Here is a 16,823-nt window from a genome sequence, read left to right as displayed (position 1 = left end):
AAATGGTGCAAAGGAGCCATACTAAGTACAAAGTGTACGAGTACTATTTTAAGCGACTAAGCGACTTTAAAATTATAAGCAACGAGTGACAAACGTTTTGCCCATGGCTGAAGCTACTGATAGACTAGCGAGTGCCTTTTGATTGCAATAAGGGCTTGAGTCTTTATCCACTACCTTTAAGTGGGGATGAAAGATGACTAGTATGGTAATGTACAACTTTAAAATTTAGGTGTTTTAAATAAATATGACAAACAATAGAGATGACTTGATTCTGGCAACATTGAACAATAGCGAAAAGCTTCATGGCGAAAGTTTTGAATATAAATCTCTTTTTTTAAATTTAATTTCACCCGATGAAACGAATACTCGGTTTTTACCAAGTGTATTTATTGAAAATGAGCATGCTAGATTATTCACCGAAAGAAAATTAACTAAAAAGCAGCTCATTGACTTGTATGATGCCAACAATAAAGTAATTATTGGTAAGGACGTTATCATAAACTGCCTTGAATATGGCTCAAATAATTGGAAGAAGGCAAACAATACTATAGAGTCGATCATTGAGCTGGGAGATAACATTGCAGTATCAGAAATAATTCAGGTCCCAACAGTTTTTCCAGTGGAAGGAAATCGATATCAAATATTAACTGGGCATAGGCGTTTCTTTGCGCTACTTTTTGTGTTTGGACTTGATCATGCAGCACAATTCAAAGTGTATGACTCCCGACCTTTGCTATATAAAGTTAAGCAATTTCAAGAAAATGCCAGTCGAGAAGATCTGCCTCAATACGGAAAGCTACAAGCCTTCTTGTCGGCGATGCTAGAAATTGATGGACTAGATCAGGCTAGATTAAAGATCGGAGAGAAAAGGTTAACCGTTAAGGAAAAAGCGAAAAATCTTGGTATCTCTATGGGCGCTTTTGATAATTATAATGTACTAACTCGTTACCCTGAAATAGTTAAAGCTTACGAAAACGGTTTAAGTGCTTCCTTTGTAAAGGTAAAAAAAGTAATTCTTGAGTCTGAGATAAAGTATAAAACACTAAATAGTAAAACTTTATTAAGTCAAAAGGATAAAAAGATAATAGCCGAGGGCATTCTTGACATTCTCCAAGGTAGAAATAGCCCAGGTAATAAGAAGTCGCAAACGTATACCGTACCAAAAATCTCCAATCAGGCGATTTTAAAGACCTTGTTATTTACAGATATTTCTAAATCGGACACAGGCATCAACTGGGCCACAATCAACTGGGAAGATTGTGACGAGGTAAATTCAGCGATCAATAAATTGATTAATTCTTTATGTGAGCACATGAGTAATGCGTCAGACGATGACTCTCAAAGTGGAAGCCAATAAGGACTTTATTTCTCTAACGCATGAAGATCGTCTCAATTGTACTAGCTCAGACTTGATCTGACAGTTACCCGTTTTTCAATCGGTGACTGTCAGTTTAGATTTGAGCTAAATTCTTCTCAGCCCAAATCGATTTTCCATCAAGCAATGTTTCAAATGGCGTTCTGCCACAACACATTTTTCCCTGATGAGTTCGCTCATTATTGTAATAAGCCATCCATTCGTCCAGATCTTTTTGAAGTTCCTCTAGCGAACCGTAAAGCTTTTTACGGAACGTAACCTGATAGAACTCGTTAAGTATCGTCTTGTGGAATCGCTCGCAGATACCATTGGTTTGAGGCGACATTGCCTTAGTTTTCGTATGGTCGATATCATTAATTGCCAGATAGAGCTGATAATCATGGTGCTCTACCTTACCGCAATATTCGGTGCCTCGGTCAGTCAAAATGCGTAACATTGGCAACTCGTGTTGCTCGAAGTAAGGCAGAACCTTGTCATTGAGTATGTCAGCCGCAGTAATTGGTGTTTTGGTCGTATACAGCTTTGCGAAGGCTACTTTGCTGTAGGTATCGACAAACGTCTGTTGGTAGATACGCCCAACACCCTTGAGATTGCCAACATAGAAGGTATCTTGTGAGCCTAGGTAACCCGGATGTGCTGTTTCAATTTCACCGCAAGCTTCGTCATCGCTTTTCTTTTTCTCAAGCGCAGCGATTTGGCTATCGGTGAGGATAATACCTTCGTCAGCAACTTTACCTTCTAGAGCTTTTAAGCGTTTCTTGAAGTTCTCTAAATCGTGGCGTAACCAGATTGAGCGAACGCCACTGCCTGAAACAAAGACGCCTTGTTTACGCAACTCATTGCTAGTTCTGTGCTGGCCATGAGCTGGGTAATCGATAGCGTATTGAACCACTGCGTTCTCAGTAACTTCATCTACACGGTTTTTAATGTTTGGCGATCTACGACTTTTATCAATTAACGCATCCAAGCCACCGTCCTCTACTAGCTCTTGGTATCGATAAAATGTATCTCTTGAAACGCCCATGACTTTACAGGCTTTTGAAACGTTACCTAGTTCTTCTGCAAGATTAAGTAATCCAGTTTTGTGTTTTATAATTGGGTTGTTAGTATGCAACATGAGAGTTACCACCTTTTAGGTTGTTTTGATTAAAAGATTCGACACCTTTATCAAAACGGGTAACTCTCAATTTTTCAAATCGAAATGTCAGATCAAGTCGAGACTAATTCATCTCAATCAGACGATTTTCATGCTACGTTAATAGCTGGTTTAACTACGCTCATTTATGTACAGTTCATTGCTAGACTTCACTGTCACAATAGAGTCGACAAAATTTTAAAGGACGCGAGTTCTCTCAACACATACTATCACTTTTTAATAGTGATAGTATGCTTCGCTCAATTACTTTTGAACTTAGAAAAACCCCTTGTAGTCTATCTTTATACCCTTGTTTATAACCACTTTGATAAGCCTTTTTTATTAACTCTTCTTCTCTTCTAGACAAATGTTCAACATCTAGTGCTTCACATATACTTCTATTCATTTTTACCTCTGCAATTGTTTTTATTATTACATTCCATTTTTATAAAGGCAGTAATCTCCCCTGCAATGACAATACCGTTCTACAACACGTATTGCTCACATGCTTTCTTGCGTAAAAAGGTACATCGCAAAACTAACACAAAATATATAGGAAAAATAGGTACAAAATAAAAATAGTTCCCACTTCGGAAACTTCAAACACTGATTCAACCAAGGCTTATCGTTACCCTGATAAAGCTGAATACAATAATTTAGTTTATCAAGCGCGATGGTGGACTCAAGGTCAACAACCACCTCAGAGAGCTAAGAACATTTCCTGAGCGGTGGACACTTCGAGGTTTCCTGAGCTGTGTGAAACCATTCAACAACCAAACTTTACTTCCTTGATTAGCAAGCCAAGTACGAACCGGTCTATTAAGTGCGTTCAGAAGGTCATACGCGAGGTGTCCGTTGCGTGTCGTTACATACACATCATTCTGTCCTTGATAACCCGGTGTGATTTTCTGTTGCTTAGTATGAAAAAGATAAATTGGCAGGCCATCTAGTTCAATTGTCTGTGCACCATACTCAGGAGCAATTTGTAGTAATTCATTACTTCGCATACCACTGAGGCAAAGAACCAAATATCTACATTTACTATCAAGCCGCCTACAAAAATTCTTCACTTCATGGTGAGAATGAACTGCTCAATTAAACCAGTTCAAAAGTCCCAAACATCATGGTCAAATAAGGAAATAGGCGTGCCGTCGAGTTCGAAGGATACGGCTTCCTGTCCTAAGTCTTTCCATAGTCCATGTTGAGCTAAATACCGCAATCGTTCCACAGACGCGTCAACCGTGCTGGAGCTTGTTAATTGCGTACTTCCAATAATCATCTTAAACCCCTTTTACGCCAAGAGAAGATAGTTCCAGATTATCCCAGAGTATATGCCGCCCCTCAATATCAAGCCTAAACTGGGCCTGTTGGACGATATCTGGAGAAACAGCGCTAGAAATAACCTTTTTATAAAGCTCAACCGTCTTTCCTAGATTTCTTGGAAAACGTTCCGGATAGTAAAGCCAACTCTCTTCCATGCATTCTAAAAAGGACAACAGCCGATATAGCGGCTCGACATCATTGACCAGCTTTGCGTGTTGGCATTTGATACAACTTTCATAATCGAAGCATGTTTGGCCGCCAGCAGATTTACTATTTTCAATCTGTTCCTTCTGCTGAAACACGCAACCCCAACACCATCCAAGTTTGCATTGCTGCCTATCAACTCATCAAACTTGATAACTGGAACACCCAATTCAGAGGCTAACTCAGCTTTCGATTGCTCCAGGGAAGCTCCTGCGCTCATCTTTTCAATTACAGCCAGCCCTTGGGATATGATTAGTTGATTATCGTAGCGGTTACCTTCACTGTAATGCTTGAGCACTGTGCGGTATTGATTATTTAATATCTGTGAAACATGTAATTCCGTTCTATTGGCCTTTCGCCTTGCGAGCTTTGCAGCGGTTTCCCTAAAACGGCTGGACGTCAAATTTACAAGAAACTGGCCGACATGAACCCCATAGTCGCCTAAATGCCCCAAGTTAGGCGCTAAGCCTTCCCACTGGCTCGCCTCTCTTTCACTGCCCAAAGGCAAGAGATAATGTATCTTTGATACATTTTTACGCTGTCGAGTTACTGCATACGTGGCCAAACGTTCTAAGAATTTTTCGTATTTAGTATCAATACTGAAGCTACCTTGACTTCCATTTTCGTAGTGAAAATCAACTCTTAGGGCTCCGCCCTCTAGATTCTTTTTTAATGGCAGAATTATGTGCTTTAAATTCACACCTTCTGAGCTATTATTTGGGTGAGCAACAATGATGGCATGCAATATAGCAAAGCTAAGTGTCGTCACTCGTCTGTTGCAAAATCGACGTATAACTCTTTTGTTTTTTACAACCGTTCTTTTTACCAGCTTCACCTCATCAAATTCGACATAGCCTTTTAAGCTTGTCTCTATAAAGTGAGCATGGATACCCATTAGATATGGAATGGATTTGAATGCTCCATCTGACATTAACAGAAGGCGGCCGGATAGCTGAGTATTAATGAGCAGTGTCGAGTTTAAAGCTCGCTGCTCACCACCTCTATCTAACCAATAAAGCAATTTGTCATTTGTCCCAGTCGAATATTTAAGGGATAGAGCCAATAGCGTTTCGATGAACTGTAAAGACTTCTTGTGCACCTCCCCACCAACGAGCGACAGCACTTCCTTGTTTGCTCTTCGTTTGTGTGCGGTCAGCCTGTAATACTCAACAGTTTTATCTTCTATCCAAGTAACCGGGTGGCACAAATCCCACATTTGGCTTGTATTAAACGCGGTAAAGTAACTGAGGAGGTAATACCCGCACGCTATAGCCTGGTTAAATGCGGTATCGACATTCATCATCGCGCCCTTGGCTCGCCCCTTTTTATTCTGGGCCTTTACTGGAACATCAAAAAACGTCTGTTTTATTTCAACCGATATCACCCTAGGAGGCGATTCACTTAACAGTGGAATAGCCAGCTGAAAAAAGTAAGAAGATAATCGGTTCAGGATTATTGGCAGTTCCCGCTCTGAATAAGCTTCATAAGACTTTGGCTTTCCAGAGCGAAACCGTCGCAGTTGTTTCCCCCACTGAAAAACATTTTCACCACACCATATTAAGGCTTGCTCAGTTGCAGAAAATATATAACCTGCCGATCGCTCCTTTAATCCCGTATCTTGCCCTTCTGACATCTGCCATATAGGAGCGGAACAGTTGCCAAGTAAAACAAGTTCCCATAGATGGCGGTGATATTGTCTCCAAGTGGTTTCAGAGAAAGGGTATAAGCTATTTTGGTCGCACCATACTAGATATTGTTTAAACTTTAGAAAACTGTTGTACAGTGTCGCATGGGCCGTTTGGCGATCTAGTTCCTGCTTAAAAGCATAGGCATATCTGGTGACTTGCTGTTGTCTATCCTGTTTTTTCTTTGTCGGATCACATAAATAATGCGCCAGTCCTTGGAGATCAACTGATGTGACGAAATTGTCGATTAGTAATTCATAGCTCCAGGTAGGAAAGGTTGTAACCGCACTATCTTCTGGTCGCCTTAAGCGTGAGCCGCTTAAACTACTTTTCGCCATTGGATCCACCGAACAACTGGAAAATGTCACTCATGTGATCCGCATGCTCCAGCATCAAGGAATTGGATTCGATGAACTCAACATACTTAAAGGTTGAAGTAAAGCTGTTATGGCCCATCAGTTCTTGAAGTATTGAAGCAGCAGCCCGCAGGCTACCTTTCTCCTCCCAAAGCTTATGAAGCGTGTAGGTTGCATAAGTTGATCTCAAGTCATGAATGGCATAGTTAAAATCTCTGTACCGCCCAGAAATCACCTTTCGTATATCTGAAAATGACTTCTCTATCGTATTGGAATTAAACGGTTTACCCTGTCGGCTAATAAATAGCTTTCGCTCGTCATTTTGACCCTTTGCGGTATATTTTTGTCGGGAGGGGGAGCATAAGTATTGATAGAGTTTAAACATCAGCGATGCCGGGAATTCGACATGACGCTGTTTACTAAACTTTGTTTTCACCCCATTTTTCGGACCAATAGAAACAGGAATAGCATATGAGCTATCCGGATTAAAAATGCCTGATTCAGGTATGTTGACTAACGCTCAGCCCCAAAAATGGCAGAGATAAAATAATGTTATTTAGTTTCATAATGTACCTTTGTATGTTGTGTATCCAAGCCTTCTCTTTGAAGACATAATATTATTAACACCAAATAAACACTGTATACAATATATTTTATATAACTTTAACGCATAGAGGTAGATCAACAAGGGCATAAACACATATAAAAGTCACGCAAAATTATCGATAAAACTATGAATAAAAAGAATTTAATGTAGGGATATTACGGTGAACAACTAGAGTTTAATTAATACTTGATATTAATTTGTGGTTATAACTTCCAGAACAAGGGGCCTTGTCCATGGAAAGCTTTAAGAGGTTACGTTGCTATAGCAATTTATGATTGCAAGGTCTCTAAAACAATGGCTTGTGGCAAGCGGATCATCTGATAAATGGACAAAATTTGCCTGACCACCAACTTGTAGCTTCCCCCCTTCACAGCCCAAATGTGTAGCGCTCGCACTGGTAATGGCATTTAAGGATTGCTCTTTAGTTAGACACTGTTCTGGCAGTAATGAGCGCTCGTGACGAGTATAACAACCCGGCGCATATTCCATTATTCGCGTACAAGCTTGTTCGGCAGCGCGCATTGGACCTAGCGGTTGCATTGGAAATCCAGACTGCAAGCACACATTGTAACCTTGGGCTACAAGTTGTTGGCAAGGCAACAACAATGATTGACCATGATAACTCTGTACCCACTCATATCCACAATATCCAACATCACCGATATTAATTACAACTGACCTATCCGTATGGTCGTTAATAGCATTTAAATCGCTATTTATGCAATCTAGGCTGTTAAGCGCATATATCCAGTTATCTCTTGGCTCAACCAGGTTTATATTCGCTGGCTGATACTCAGCTAAAATTCTACGTGCAAAAGGATGTGTGTCCTTGATACCAATATGAGTCACACCCTGTCTCAGCGCTAAATTTACAATTTTATCTAGATATTCGTATATATTGTCCAATTGGGTTTGTAGTTGAAGGTCTGGCAGCGCTCCAACAAGCCATAGTAGTTGCTCGTTGTATAAACCTTTTTGGTTATCTACAAACTCTTTGAATATTTTTTTTGAAGTAAATGGACTCGTACCACTACACGTCAAATACTCATAAATCAACTCTTGTGCAGGCTCATTAATATAAGCCATTGCCTTGTTTGCATCCAAAACTGCAACCGGTCTTTTCACATTAAGTTGGTTAATAAGATCATAAACCTCTTTACGATTGTCATTAATGTTGTGCCCTAATAAACCACTACATAGCCCATAACCAAGCAACCAATCTTTCGGTTGCGATAATGCTTTATCCAGATAAAGTAACGCACGAGCGATATAGCAAAAGCTGTAATTTGGCATGAGTTTATGCCAAGTACAATCGAACCCAAACGGCCCTAGGTTACTCCACTGCTGTAAAATGGCACTTATGACCAAATGCATATTAGGTTCAACAAAACCCGGACAAATAACATGCCGCTCATCTAAATACTGAAACCGTGGCTTTAAACCTGACAGGTTGATGTAATCATCAACTTGTTGAGCACTCCCCAATACCTTAACTAAGCCGTTTTTTACCAGCATCGCCTCGGCTACCTCTACACATGGCTCAAATTGACAATAAATTTTCCCATAAAATACGCAGCATTCAGACTCTGTTGGTGTGTGACTATCAATCGAGCGAGATTGTGCAAGTGGCAATGATGACAACTTATCTAAAAAGCCATCAAAAAAAATATGATTAAGAGAGAAGTACGAACTGAGGTGAGGTGTTCCTTTCATTCTTCTATACATCCAACTAGCTAGTTACTCTAATTAAAAGTTAGATGAATTTTAAAAGGCTTCCATTACACGACATTACAGCGATAAGGTTAGATGCTGCGAACGTGACCAAAAGTAAGTGCGCAGCATGCATTTTTCGATATACCAGTTATTTTACAGGCAACGGAATATCAGCAAATAGCGCATCTACATCGTCCTGATTGCGCAGCAAACTGGCTTTTTCAACCAGATCTTTACTTAAATGAGGCGCGAACCTCTCGATAAAGTCATACATATATCCGCGCAAAAAACTGCCTTTTCTAAAGCCAATTTTAGTTGTACTCGCTTCAAATAAATGACTTGCATCTATGCATACAAGGTCTTGATCTGCAACACTGTCTATGGCCATTGATGCTAACACGCCCACACCAAGCCCTAAACGAACATAGGTTTTAATAACATCTGCATCAGTGGCTGTAAAAACAATATGAGGCTCAAGGCCATGTGCGTTAAACGCTTTATCTAGTTCTGAACGACCAGTAAAGCCAAAAACGTAAGTAATAAGTGGGTATTTTGCTATATCCTGCACACTCAGATTATGCGCTTTTTGTGCCAGTGGATGATCTTTGGCGACCACAATACTGCGATTCCAGTGATAACAAGGTAGCATAACAAGGTCTGAATACAGATGAAGTGCTTCTGTCGCAATGGCAAAGTCTGCGTCGCCACGAGCAGCGGCATCTGATATTTGTTGTGGCGTTCCTTGATGCATATGCAAAGAGACCGCTGGATACTTTTTCATAAACCCTTGAATCACGCCGGGAAGTGCATAACGTGCTTGAGTATGGGTTGTTGCGATATTTAACTTACCTTGATCAGGCAAGGTATGCTCATTCGCGACTGCTTTGATCCCCTCAACTTTTGACAAAATCTCTCGGGCGATGTTAATAATTTCATTGCCCGCGTTTGTCACATGCGTAAGGTGCTTGCCGCTACGGCCAAATATTTGCACACCTAACTCATCTTCTAGCATCCTCACTTGCTTGGATATGCCTGGCTGCGATGTATAAAGACTTTCAGCTGTTGCTGATACGTTTAAATTATGGTTTAAAACTTCTACGATATATCTAAGTTGTTGTAATTTCATAGCTTATTTTTCTTATTAGTTTTTACAAGGCAATGATCACAGCGCGCTACTAGTTTCAGCTTGGGATAGAGCCAATCTTAGTTAGGCTAGCATATTTACTGCAAACGAGATAGCTCTGCTTGCTAGATGATTGTAAACACATAAAATGATTTGATTGGTCTATAATGATAAATAATGATTTTTTAAAAAAATTTCATCCATATGAACGCAAAGCTGTTCAGATTGCAATTAATTGATGTAAGATAAAAATTCATGTTTTGAGTCGTGGTCTAAGAGAAGTCAGTTATGTTTGTTTCTATCATTATTATGTTGATTGTTGCTTTGATCGTTATAGCGGTGTGGGTCAGTGCAGTTCAGCAACACAGAGAGAAGCAAGAGGCTGAACGCAGAAAAGAGCTTACAAAACAGAAAAAAATCATTGAAGAATCGGAAGACATTATTGTAAATAGCTGCAATATACCTATGTCAGAACTTGTGACAAGAGTTCTTCAACGCCGAGTATATGATGCTCTATGTGTAATGGTAGAGCTGTCTCCAACTAATAAAGAATTAAAAAACCGCCTCAACGATGCAAAAGAAAGGTTAAATACTCAGCTTGACCCCGATGCCCAAGCTGATAGCTTAAATTTACCTGAGGCAGACAAACAACTCATTGCTTTAGTTCAAGGAATTAAGCGCCTAAGGCACGTTATTCGCTCCGAGCACTCTAAAGGTAAGGTAGACACGCAACTTTTTGTTGCAGAAGATCGTCGCTTAGAAAAGCTACAATTGCGCATCAATGTGGAAAGCCAGATTAAGCGTGGCGTATCAGCACGCACCGCCAACATGGTTGGCTCAGCTCGTCAGTATTTTGAAAAGGCCTACGCAACAATTAATGCTGTAACCTACAGTGATGAATACGTTACAGAAAGAAAAGCCCAGCTAGAAGCCTATTTAGAAGAAATAAGTACCGAGCTAAAAGCCTCTAATGCGTCGTCAGTTAAGAAGAAAAAAGAGCAAGAACAAGACGACCTAGATGTGTTATTTGCCCCTAAGAAAAAGTGGTAGTATTACCACTTAATCAGTCTATCTTAGTCACTCTAGTGAAAACTTCAGTACAAACAATGCAGTCAAAAGCCAAACACTTGCGCTGACCTCCTCAGCCTTTTTGCAAACGACTTTTATGGCAGTATAAGCGATAAAACCAAGCGCAATTCCATGTGCAATAGAAAATGTCAACGGCGTCATTAACAGCACCACACTAACTGGTATTGCGTCGCTCATGTCATCCCAGTTCACAAATTTTAGATTTTGTAGCATTAGCACCGCAACATATAATATTGCACCAGCGGTCGCATATGCAGGCACCATTTTTGCTAGGGGTGCGAAAAAGGTCATCAGTATAAAGCATATGCCAACCACCACCGCTGTTAACCCTGTTTTACCCCCAACTGACACACCAGATACTGATTCTATGTAAGAGGTAGTTGTCGAAGTGCCAAGCATTGAACCTGCAATTGTCGCACTACTATCAGCACTTAACGCCCGGCCGAGCCTTGGCATTTTGCCTTGCTCATCAGCCAGACCGGCTTTATGTGTTACAGCGACCAAAGTGCCCGAAGTATCAAATAGATCCACAAATAAAAAAGCAAACACAACACTTAACATAGATAACTCAAACGCACTTGCGATATCAAGCTCCATAAGTGTTGGTAATATGCTAGGTGGCATGGAGGTCAACCCTTGGTAGGTTATCAACTCGAGACTCCAAGCAGCTCCCGTAACAAGCATTATACTGATAAGAACACCGCTTTTTATGTCTCGGAACATGAGTGCTGCGATGATAAAAAAACTAAAAATTGCGAGTAATGGCCCTGCTTGTGTAATGTCGCCAAGTTGCACTAAGGTAGCTGGATTTGCAACGATGATCCCTGCATTTTTGAGTGCTATTAATGCTAAAAAGGCCCCTATACCAGTGGCAATTGCCTGCTTTAAAACGAGCGGAATTGCTTGTATAACCCACTCTCTAATTTTAAAAATACTCAATAGCAAAAATAGACAACCAGATAAAAACACCGCTCCTAACGCTGATTGCCAAGAATGTCCCATACCAAGTACAACACCATAGGTGAAAAAAGCATTCAGCCCCATACCCGGCGCTAAAGCTAATGGGTAATTGGCCCAAAAGCCCATAATAAAACAACCAATAGCCGCCGCGATACAGGTAGCAACAAATGCTGCACCCATATCCATACCAGCCTGGGCGAGCATAAGCGGATTTACAAAAATGATATAAACCATAGTCACAAAGGTTGTTAAACCAGCCAGTACCTCAGTTTTAATACTCGAGCCCTGTTGTCGAATGGCGAAAATGCGTTCTAACATATCAATGGTTATAAATTGGAAACAAGTGTTTGGATTTTAACATAAATCACTGGTTTATTCGGACAATTTCGTTAAAATTCAACTACACTTCTAATAAGTTTATTATTGCGGTTAGACTATGGAACGAGAACAATTTGAAAATTCGGCCAGCCAAGATTTGGAGCAACAACTGCTCAACGTGCTTAACTTTGTTACTGCGCCGATAAACAGTGATGCACAGCTGCCTGAAGATAACGATCCACAAGCCGCACTTAAAAAAGGCCTTTACTACCTAAAAGAGCAGGCGTATCCGCTGGCAGCTAAATGGTTTCGCATGGCTGCAATGTCGGGCAATAATAAAGCGCAGTTTTATTTAGGCTTGCTGTTTGTCAAAGGTCAAGGCGTGCCGCAAAGCCCTTTCCACGCTATGGCTTGGCTGGTACTCGCCCAAAGCCAAGGTATGGAAGCTGCTGATGCGATGATTGAGCAACTCAAACCTCACCTATCTACCAAACGCATTAAAGATGCCCATTGTTACGCCGCCACATTGTACGAGCAAATTCACCAACTCTCATTTATTAAATCTTAATCCTCCCATAAAATTAGTTTTTATTTATCAAATACATGAAAAGCAGAGTGAAGTTTAGCTCTGCGCTTTGATTTGCATTTGTATAAAAAACTAACAATTTTTCCTTGCATCTAATTACTGTATAAACTACTGTATACACATACTGTATATAACACCAGTGAGTTGATTATGTTACACGCAAGTTCAGTTTTAAAAGCACCATCAGATTTAGCGCAGGCAGCTGTTACTAACCATCATGTTGTAAAAACATCTGATGACATATGTGCTAGCTTAGAGTTATTGAAAATTGTTCATCAATGTAATCAAAAGAAAGGCTGGACATTATTAATTGCCCCAGACAATGTTCCCAATAAGGCAATGATGGATAGCTGTTCAATTGACGCAAGTAAACTGCTAGTTATCAGGAAAAAGCACATTCTAGACCTTAATTATGTTCTTACATCAGCCTTAAACAATGGTAATTTTGCAGCAGTGATCACTTGGACTGATATCCTTTCTCCTAGTGAACTTGCGACAATGCGCTTACCCTCTTCAAATACAGAAATTTATTGCTTTTCTAAAACCGTTGATAAAGAAACATGTACAATAAGCACATTGATGTCTTAACTTTGTAAGAGCTTATGTGTTATTGCTCAAGTAATACCCCTTTTGAAGAATGTTGTGGGCCATTCATTAACAGCTCACACCTACCCACTACTGCCGAACAACTAATGCGCTCTCGCTACAGCGCTTACTGTACAAAAAATGCGGAGTATATAAGAGCAACCTATGTTCAAAATGAACAGCAACACCATAGCGTTGAAGATATTTTGGCATTTGCCGATGTTGCTCAGTTTATTAAGTTGGAAATAATCGATACGGGCAGCACCTCTGAAGCAAGCTATGTGGAATTTAAAGCAACTTATATTGCTGAAAACAAGGTTTGCATGCTTCACGAGAAATCTTTGTTTGTTAAGGAGTCTGAGCAGTGGAAGTATCTGGATGGTACAATTTTACCAACTTTAGAAACTAAAATAGGCAGAAACGACGAATGCCCGTGTGGCAGTGGTAAAAAATATAAAAAATGCCACAGCAACTAAATTTAAGCGCTTAGTTGCAATGCACTTTGCATGTGCCCACCCGCTATTTGGTCGTAAAAGCCCGCTGCATTCATAGCGGGTTTTTCTTCGACCGAATGACCACTTTTTACCGCTTCTAAGCGCTTTCTCACAGCAATATCGCAGTTGTCTACAACAACCAATGGAATGTGCGTCTTATCATTACGAACGGCTAGGGGCTCTGGGCGTAAGCAGTCTTGTAATTTCAATGATACTAAACTGCTTTGCTCAAGCACTTTTGCATTGTTTTGACCAATCAATATATCAAATTGTTCAGGCGCCAGAGCGCGTTGTGGGCCAATTTGTAATTCTTTTTTTAGGGCGTACTCTGATAAATCAGCTTCATCTGCTTGGGTTTCAGGTAGGTGAAACTGGCTAAAATCTAATGCATCTTGAGAAAGCATTGCCAATAACATTGCAAAGTCTGCTCTGCGATGCTCAGCCACACTGACTGACAAAGCGCTACCAAGCTGATCTTCTCTGGTTAAGACTGCATCAAGTTGCATAGAGTTTCACCAATTAATTACGAATCTATGCTTTTATCGGCATTTTTTAAAATTTCTTTAGCAGTTTTCTTTACTTAATAAGAAACTTTGATATTATCACCGCCGTTGTTTAGGAGGGGTTCCCGAGCGGCCAAAGGGATCAGACTGTAAATCTGACGGCACTGCCTTCGCTGGTTCGAATCCAGCCCCCTCCACCACTTTTTATTGCTTTCATTATCCCTTTATTCTTTATCTATAAATAACTGTTTGCCGTTAACTTTGAACCAATTTACTGCGTCTTTGTAATTACTGTCGTACTCAGCTACCAGTGACCAAAACGCGCTGTTATGCGCCATTACATGACAATGAGCTAGTTCATGTATCAAAACGTAATCAATCATTCGTTTAGGTGCACCTGCGAGTAATACGTTAAAGGTAAGTGCTTTTTGACTCGAACAACTCCCCCAGCGACTTTTATATTCGCGAAATTTAACACTTTCAACCGGTGCGTTCATCTGTAAGCTCAAAGCATATAAGCGGCTATCAATATAGTATTCAAGTTCAGTTGCTAACAATTGCAATAACGCCTTACGAATTGACTGAATTGTTGATTTTGCCGTTGTTCGTATGACCACTTTTTTTAGTTGATGGTCGATACGTGAAGACATTTTACTATCACAAATAAATTCGTATTCATCACCAAAAACACACACTTTGCCACTATGCCAAGGAGCTTGTTGCTGTGCGCCCTTTGCAATAATTTGCCGCTGCTTTGCTACCCACGCTTTTTTTGTCGCAAGCCAACGTTCAATACCGTTGATGCAGGCACCTTGTGGCGCATAAACCAAAATCCCTTGGTCGGTGACTCTTAAGGCAATTGTTTTGCGTTTTTTACTGAGTTTTAGTTGATATTCAAACATATTGATTTTAAAAAAATTACATCGCTTCCATTCTACCGCGCTAATTAGCTGCTAATCTATTAAAATAAATAGGCAAAAGGATCAGGTATCTATGAGTGATAAACCCAGTTGTCAGTATAAATCACCCGATGGCCACCAATGCCAGGAAATCGATATGGGCTCCGGACTTTGTTTTTGGCACGATGCAAAATTCGACAAAAGTGGTTTAGAGTTAACCCATAAACTGGAGCGCTACGCAAAACGAGGTGGCTTGCTGCAAGGCTTAGAACTAAAACGCGCCAATCTTGAAGGGCTTAACCTGGTTAAGTTTGGCGATCACAGCGGCTATGACTTGTCTTACAGTAATTTTTATCGAGCCAATTTAAAGGGCGCTCATTTATTCAATAATACCTTTCGTGAAGCCTCTTTAATGAAAGCCGATCTTAGAGAAGCAAATTTACATTGCTGCCATTTAGAAAAAGCCAATTTACTGGGACTAAAGCTCGATAACACACGCATTGACAATTTATACCTTGGCGACAAACTTCTCCAAGAGCAGCAAGGCTTTATCGCTTTAAAAGAAAAACGAACAGAAGATGCTAACGATCTATTCCTGCAGTCTGAGGAAATATATCGCTTACTACGTAAAGGCGCTGAGCAACAAGGTTTATTTGAAATGGCGGGTAAGTATACTTATCAAGAGCTGCGCATGCGCCATCAACAGTACCCAAAAAACTCTCAGCGCAGACTCGTATCCAGTTTTATTAACTTACTCTGTGGTTATGGTGAAAAACCCGAAAATGTTATTCGCTTTAGTTTAACGATGATCGTGGTGTGTGCCATTTTATACTTTTTGTTTGGCGTTACCTACGACACGCAAATTTTACAGTTCAATCCTTCCAATTCGATACAAGAAAATATCAGCGCGTTACTGAACAGTTTTTATTTCAGTGTTGTTACTTTTACTACCCTCGGCTATGGCGACATAACTCCCGTAGGAGTCTCCCGATTTATTGCAGCCATTGAGGCTTTTACTGGCAGCTTCTCATTAGCGCTCTTCGTGGTCGTATTTGTAAAACGCATGACTCGCTAGCATGCGTTTAAGATGCGATTTCTTGCTTAAGCTGCTCTAAGAATGTATGCATAAAATCAGTTCGTTTGCGCGCTTCTTCCTTAGCTGAATCAGTATGCATCTGCTGGGCGATATGTAATAGCTTGATAAAAAAGTGGTCAAGCGTATAGCGCATATCGTCTGCTTCACGATTTTCACAAAAAGGGTCATCAGAGTGGTATAAGTGCCTTGCAATAGCCCCTCCTACCTTCATGCAACGACTCACGCCGATTGCACCCAGCGCATCCATTCTATCTGCATCTTGTACTATCTTAGCTTCAAGTGTTTTAGGTGTTACATTGGCGCTAAAGCTGTGGGCAACTATCGCATGATGAATGGCATCCAGTTTAGCTTCGTCATAGCCAATTGATTTTAAAAATGTAACGGCTTTATCTGCCGCCATTTTTGAGGCTCGAGCTCTATCAGGGTGGTTTTTTGCTACAGCCACGCAATCATGCAACCATGCAGCTGGGATTACTACCGCCAAGTCTGCCTGTTCTTTTTCTGCCAGCTCTTTTGCTGTTTTCACTACTCTTTCAATATGTGTAAGGTCATGTGCGGTATCAGCAAATACGCTGTTGACCATAAAATTTTTACATGCCTGTTCAATATGTTGCATCACGTTCTCTTATCATTACTACAAACTCAGTCGCAGAGCGCTTTATTTTAGGTTGCTATTAATAGACGGCTTAATGTAAGTAATTACTATCAAGCATCTTGAGAATATTATTCCTGTGTTTCGATTGTATGTTGGCATGGCCTTCACTAAAATGGC

General features: G+C 40.4%; 19 protein-coding genes and 1 tRNA gene. 8 read left to right on the top strand and 12 right to left on the bottom strand.

Annotation, left to right across the window (positions count from 1 at the left end; all coding sequences use genetic code 11):
* The first annotated feature begins 244 nt into the window (after window positions 1-244).
* On the top strand, window positions 245-1,357 hold the full coding sequence (locus tag GDK41_RS06250; RefSeq protein WP_152085598.1) for a ParB/Srx family N-terminal domain-containing protein: 1,113 nt from the start codon (window positions 245-247) through the stop codon (window positions 1,355-1,357).
* Between the two features lie 94 nt (window positions 1,358-1,451).
* Here the strand turns inward: GDK41_RS06250 and GDK41_RS06245 are convergent, their stop codons facing one another.
* Together GDK41_RS06245 and GDK41_RS06240 are read right to left on the bottom strand one after the other, a co-directional pair.
* On the bottom strand, window positions 1,452-2,492 hold the full coding sequence (locus tag GDK41_RS06245) for an IS481 family transposase (RefSeq protein ID WP_152085062.1): 1,041 nt from the start codon (window positions 2,490-2,492) through the stop codon (window positions 1,452-1,454).
* Between the two features lie 235 nt (window positions 2,493-2,727).
* Window positions 2,728-2,916, bottom strand: coding sequence for a hypothetical protein (locus GDK41_RS06240; RefSeq protein ID WP_152085597.1), 189 nt, complete (start codon window positions 2,914-2,916; stop codon window positions 2,728-2,730).
* A gap of 142 nt (window positions 2,917-3,058) precedes the next feature.
* Between GDK41_RS06240 and GDK41_RS20485 the strand changes: the two genes are divergently transcribed.
* Window positions 3,059-3,235 (top strand): carbohydrate-binding protein, encoded by a 177-nt coding sequence (locus GDK41_RS20485; RefSeq protein ID WP_152087526.1) that lies wholly within the window; start codon window positions 3,059-3,061, stop codon window positions 3,233-3,235.
* On the opposite strand, the gene GDK41_RS06230 is transcribed toward GDK41_RS20485, so the two are convergent.
* The 6 genes from GDK41_RS06230 to cysB all read right to left on the bottom strand — a co-directional run bounded on the left by GDK41_RS06230 (window position 3,167) and on the right by cysB (window position 9,524).
* Window positions 3,167-3,517: a hypothetical protein gene (locus GDK41_RS06230; RefSeq protein WP_197739493.1), complete on the bottom strand. Its 351-nt coding sequence runs from the start codon at window positions 3,515-3,517 to the stop codon at window positions 3,167-3,169. The two genes, GDK41_RS20485 and GDK41_RS06230, sit on opposite strands and share 69 nt — an antisense overlap.
* A 98-nt stretch (window positions 3,518-3,615) precedes the next feature.
* On the bottom strand, window positions 3,616-3,789 hold the full coding sequence (locus GDK41_RS20200) for a hypothetical protein (RefSeq protein WP_172971559.1): 174 nt from the start codon (window positions 3,787-3,789) through the stop codon (window positions 3,616-3,618).
* Between the two features lie 204 nt (window positions 3,790-3,993).
* Window positions 3,994-6,060, bottom strand: a complete 2,067-nt coding sequence (locus tag GDK41_RS06225; protein ID WP_152085596.1) for a hypothetical protein — start codon at window positions 6,058-6,060, stop codon at window positions 3,994-3,996.
* On the bottom strand, window positions 6,047-6,514 hold the full coding sequence (locus GDK41_RS06220; protein ID WP_232056533.1) for a site-specific integrase: 468 nt from the start codon (window positions 6,512-6,514) through the stop codon (window positions 6,047-6,049). The genes GDK41_RS06225 and GDK41_RS06220 overlap by 14 nt, the downstream gene beginning before the upstream one ends.
* 414 nt (window positions 6,515-6,928) lie before the next feature.
* Entirely contained in the window at window positions 6,929-8,398 is a 1,470-nt protein-coding gene (locus tag GDK41_RS06215) for an amidohydrolase family protein (protein WP_172971558.1), read from the bottom strand.
* Window positions 8,399-8,546: 148 nt separating this feature from the next.
* Window positions 8,547-9,524, bottom strand: coding sequence for an HTH-type transcriptional regulator CysB (gene cysB / locus GDK41_RS06210; RefSeq protein WP_152085593.1), 978 nt, complete (start codon window positions 9,522-9,524; stop codon window positions 8,547-8,549).
* 285 nt (window positions 9,525-9,809) lie between these two features.
* Here cysB and GDK41_RS06205 point away from each other — a divergent pair, with 285 nt between their 5' ends.
* On the top strand, window positions 9,810-10,571 hold the full coding sequence (locus GDK41_RS06205) for a hypothetical protein (RefSeq protein WP_152085592.1): 762 nt from the start codon (window positions 9,810-9,812) through the stop codon (window positions 10,569-10,571).
* A gap of 27 nt (window positions 10,572-10,598) precedes the next feature.
* Here GDK41_RS06205 and GDK41_RS06200 read toward each other — a convergent pair whose 3' ends face one another.
* Window positions 10,599-11,888, bottom strand: a complete 1,290-nt coding sequence (locus GDK41_RS06200) for an NCS2 family permease (RefSeq protein ID WP_152085591.1) — start codon at window positions 11,886-11,888, stop codon at window positions 10,599-10,601.
* Window positions 11,889-12,006: 118 nt separating this feature from the next.
* On the opposite strand from GDK41_RS06200, the gene GDK41_RS06195 reads away from it, so the two are divergent.
* From GDK41_RS06195 to GDK41_RS06185, 3 genes are all read left to right on the top strand, one after another.
* Entirely contained in the window at window positions 12,007-12,456 is a 450-nt protein-coding gene (locus GDK41_RS06195) for a tetratricopeptide repeat protein (protein ID WP_152085590.1), read from the top strand.
* 168 nt (window positions 12,457-12,624) lie between these two features.
* Window positions 12,625-13,062, top strand: a complete 438-nt coding sequence (locus GDK41_RS06190) for a SulA-like leucine-rich domain-containing protein (protein ID WP_152085589.1) — start codon at window positions 12,625-12,627, stop codon at window positions 13,060-13,062.
* Between the two features lie 14 nt (window positions 13,063-13,076).
* Window positions 13,077-13,535, top strand: a complete 459-nt coding sequence (locus GDK41_RS06185) for a YchJ family protein (protein WP_152085588.1) — start codon at window positions 13,077-13,079, stop codon at window positions 13,533-13,535.
* Between the two features lie 2 nt (window positions 13,536-13,537).
* On the opposite strand, the gene GDK41_RS06180 is transcribed toward GDK41_RS06185, so the two are convergent.
* On the bottom strand, window positions 13,538-14,059 hold the full coding sequence (locus GDK41_RS06180) for a VC2046/SO_2500 family protein (RefSeq protein ID WP_152085587.1): 522 nt from the start codon (window positions 14,057-14,059) through the stop codon (window positions 13,538-13,540).
* Window positions 14,060-14,171: 112 nt separating this feature from the next.
* Between GDK41_RS06180 and GDK41_RS06175 the strand changes: the two genes are divergently transcribed.
* Window positions 14,172-14,256, top strand: a tRNA-Tyr gene (locus GDK41_RS06175).
* Between the two features lie 24 nt (window positions 14,257-14,280).
* On the opposite strand, the gene GDK41_RS06170 is transcribed toward GDK41_RS06175, so the two are convergent.
* On the bottom strand, window positions 14,281-14,958 hold the full coding sequence (locus GDK41_RS06170; protein ID WP_152085586.1) for a M48 family metallopeptidase: 678 nt from the start codon (window positions 14,956-14,958) through the stop codon (window positions 14,281-14,283).
* Window positions 14,959-15,049: 91 nt separating this feature from the next.
* On the opposite strand from GDK41_RS06170, the gene GDK41_RS06165 reads away from it, so the two are divergent.
* The gene (locus GDK41_RS06165; RefSeq protein ID WP_152085585.1) at window positions 15,050-16,030 is read left to right on the top strand and encodes an ion channel; all 981 of its coding nucleotides are present in this window, start codon (window positions 15,050-15,052) and stop codon (window positions 16,028-16,030) included.
* A 7-nt stretch (window positions 16,031-16,037) separates the two neighbouring features.
* On the opposite strand, the gene GDK41_RS06160 is transcribed toward GDK41_RS06165, so the two are convergent.
* Window positions 16,038-16,667 carry an HD domain-containing protein gene (locus GDK41_RS06160; protein ID WP_152085584.1) on the bottom strand — a complete coding sequence of 210 codons (630 nt, stop codon included), beginning with the start codon at window positions 16,665-16,667 and terminating at the stop codon, window positions 16,038-16,040.
* Window positions 16,668-16,823: the final 156 nt, after the last annotated feature.

It is taken from the genome of Pseudoalteromonas sp. A25 (assembly GCF_009176705.1).
GTDB lineage: Bacteria > Pseudomonadota > Gammaproteobacteria > Enterobacterales > Alteromonadaceae > Pseudoalteromonas.
The sequence above is the reverse complement of the archived record's forward strand: the minus strand, read 5'-3'. Positions and strand labels throughout refer to the sequence as shown.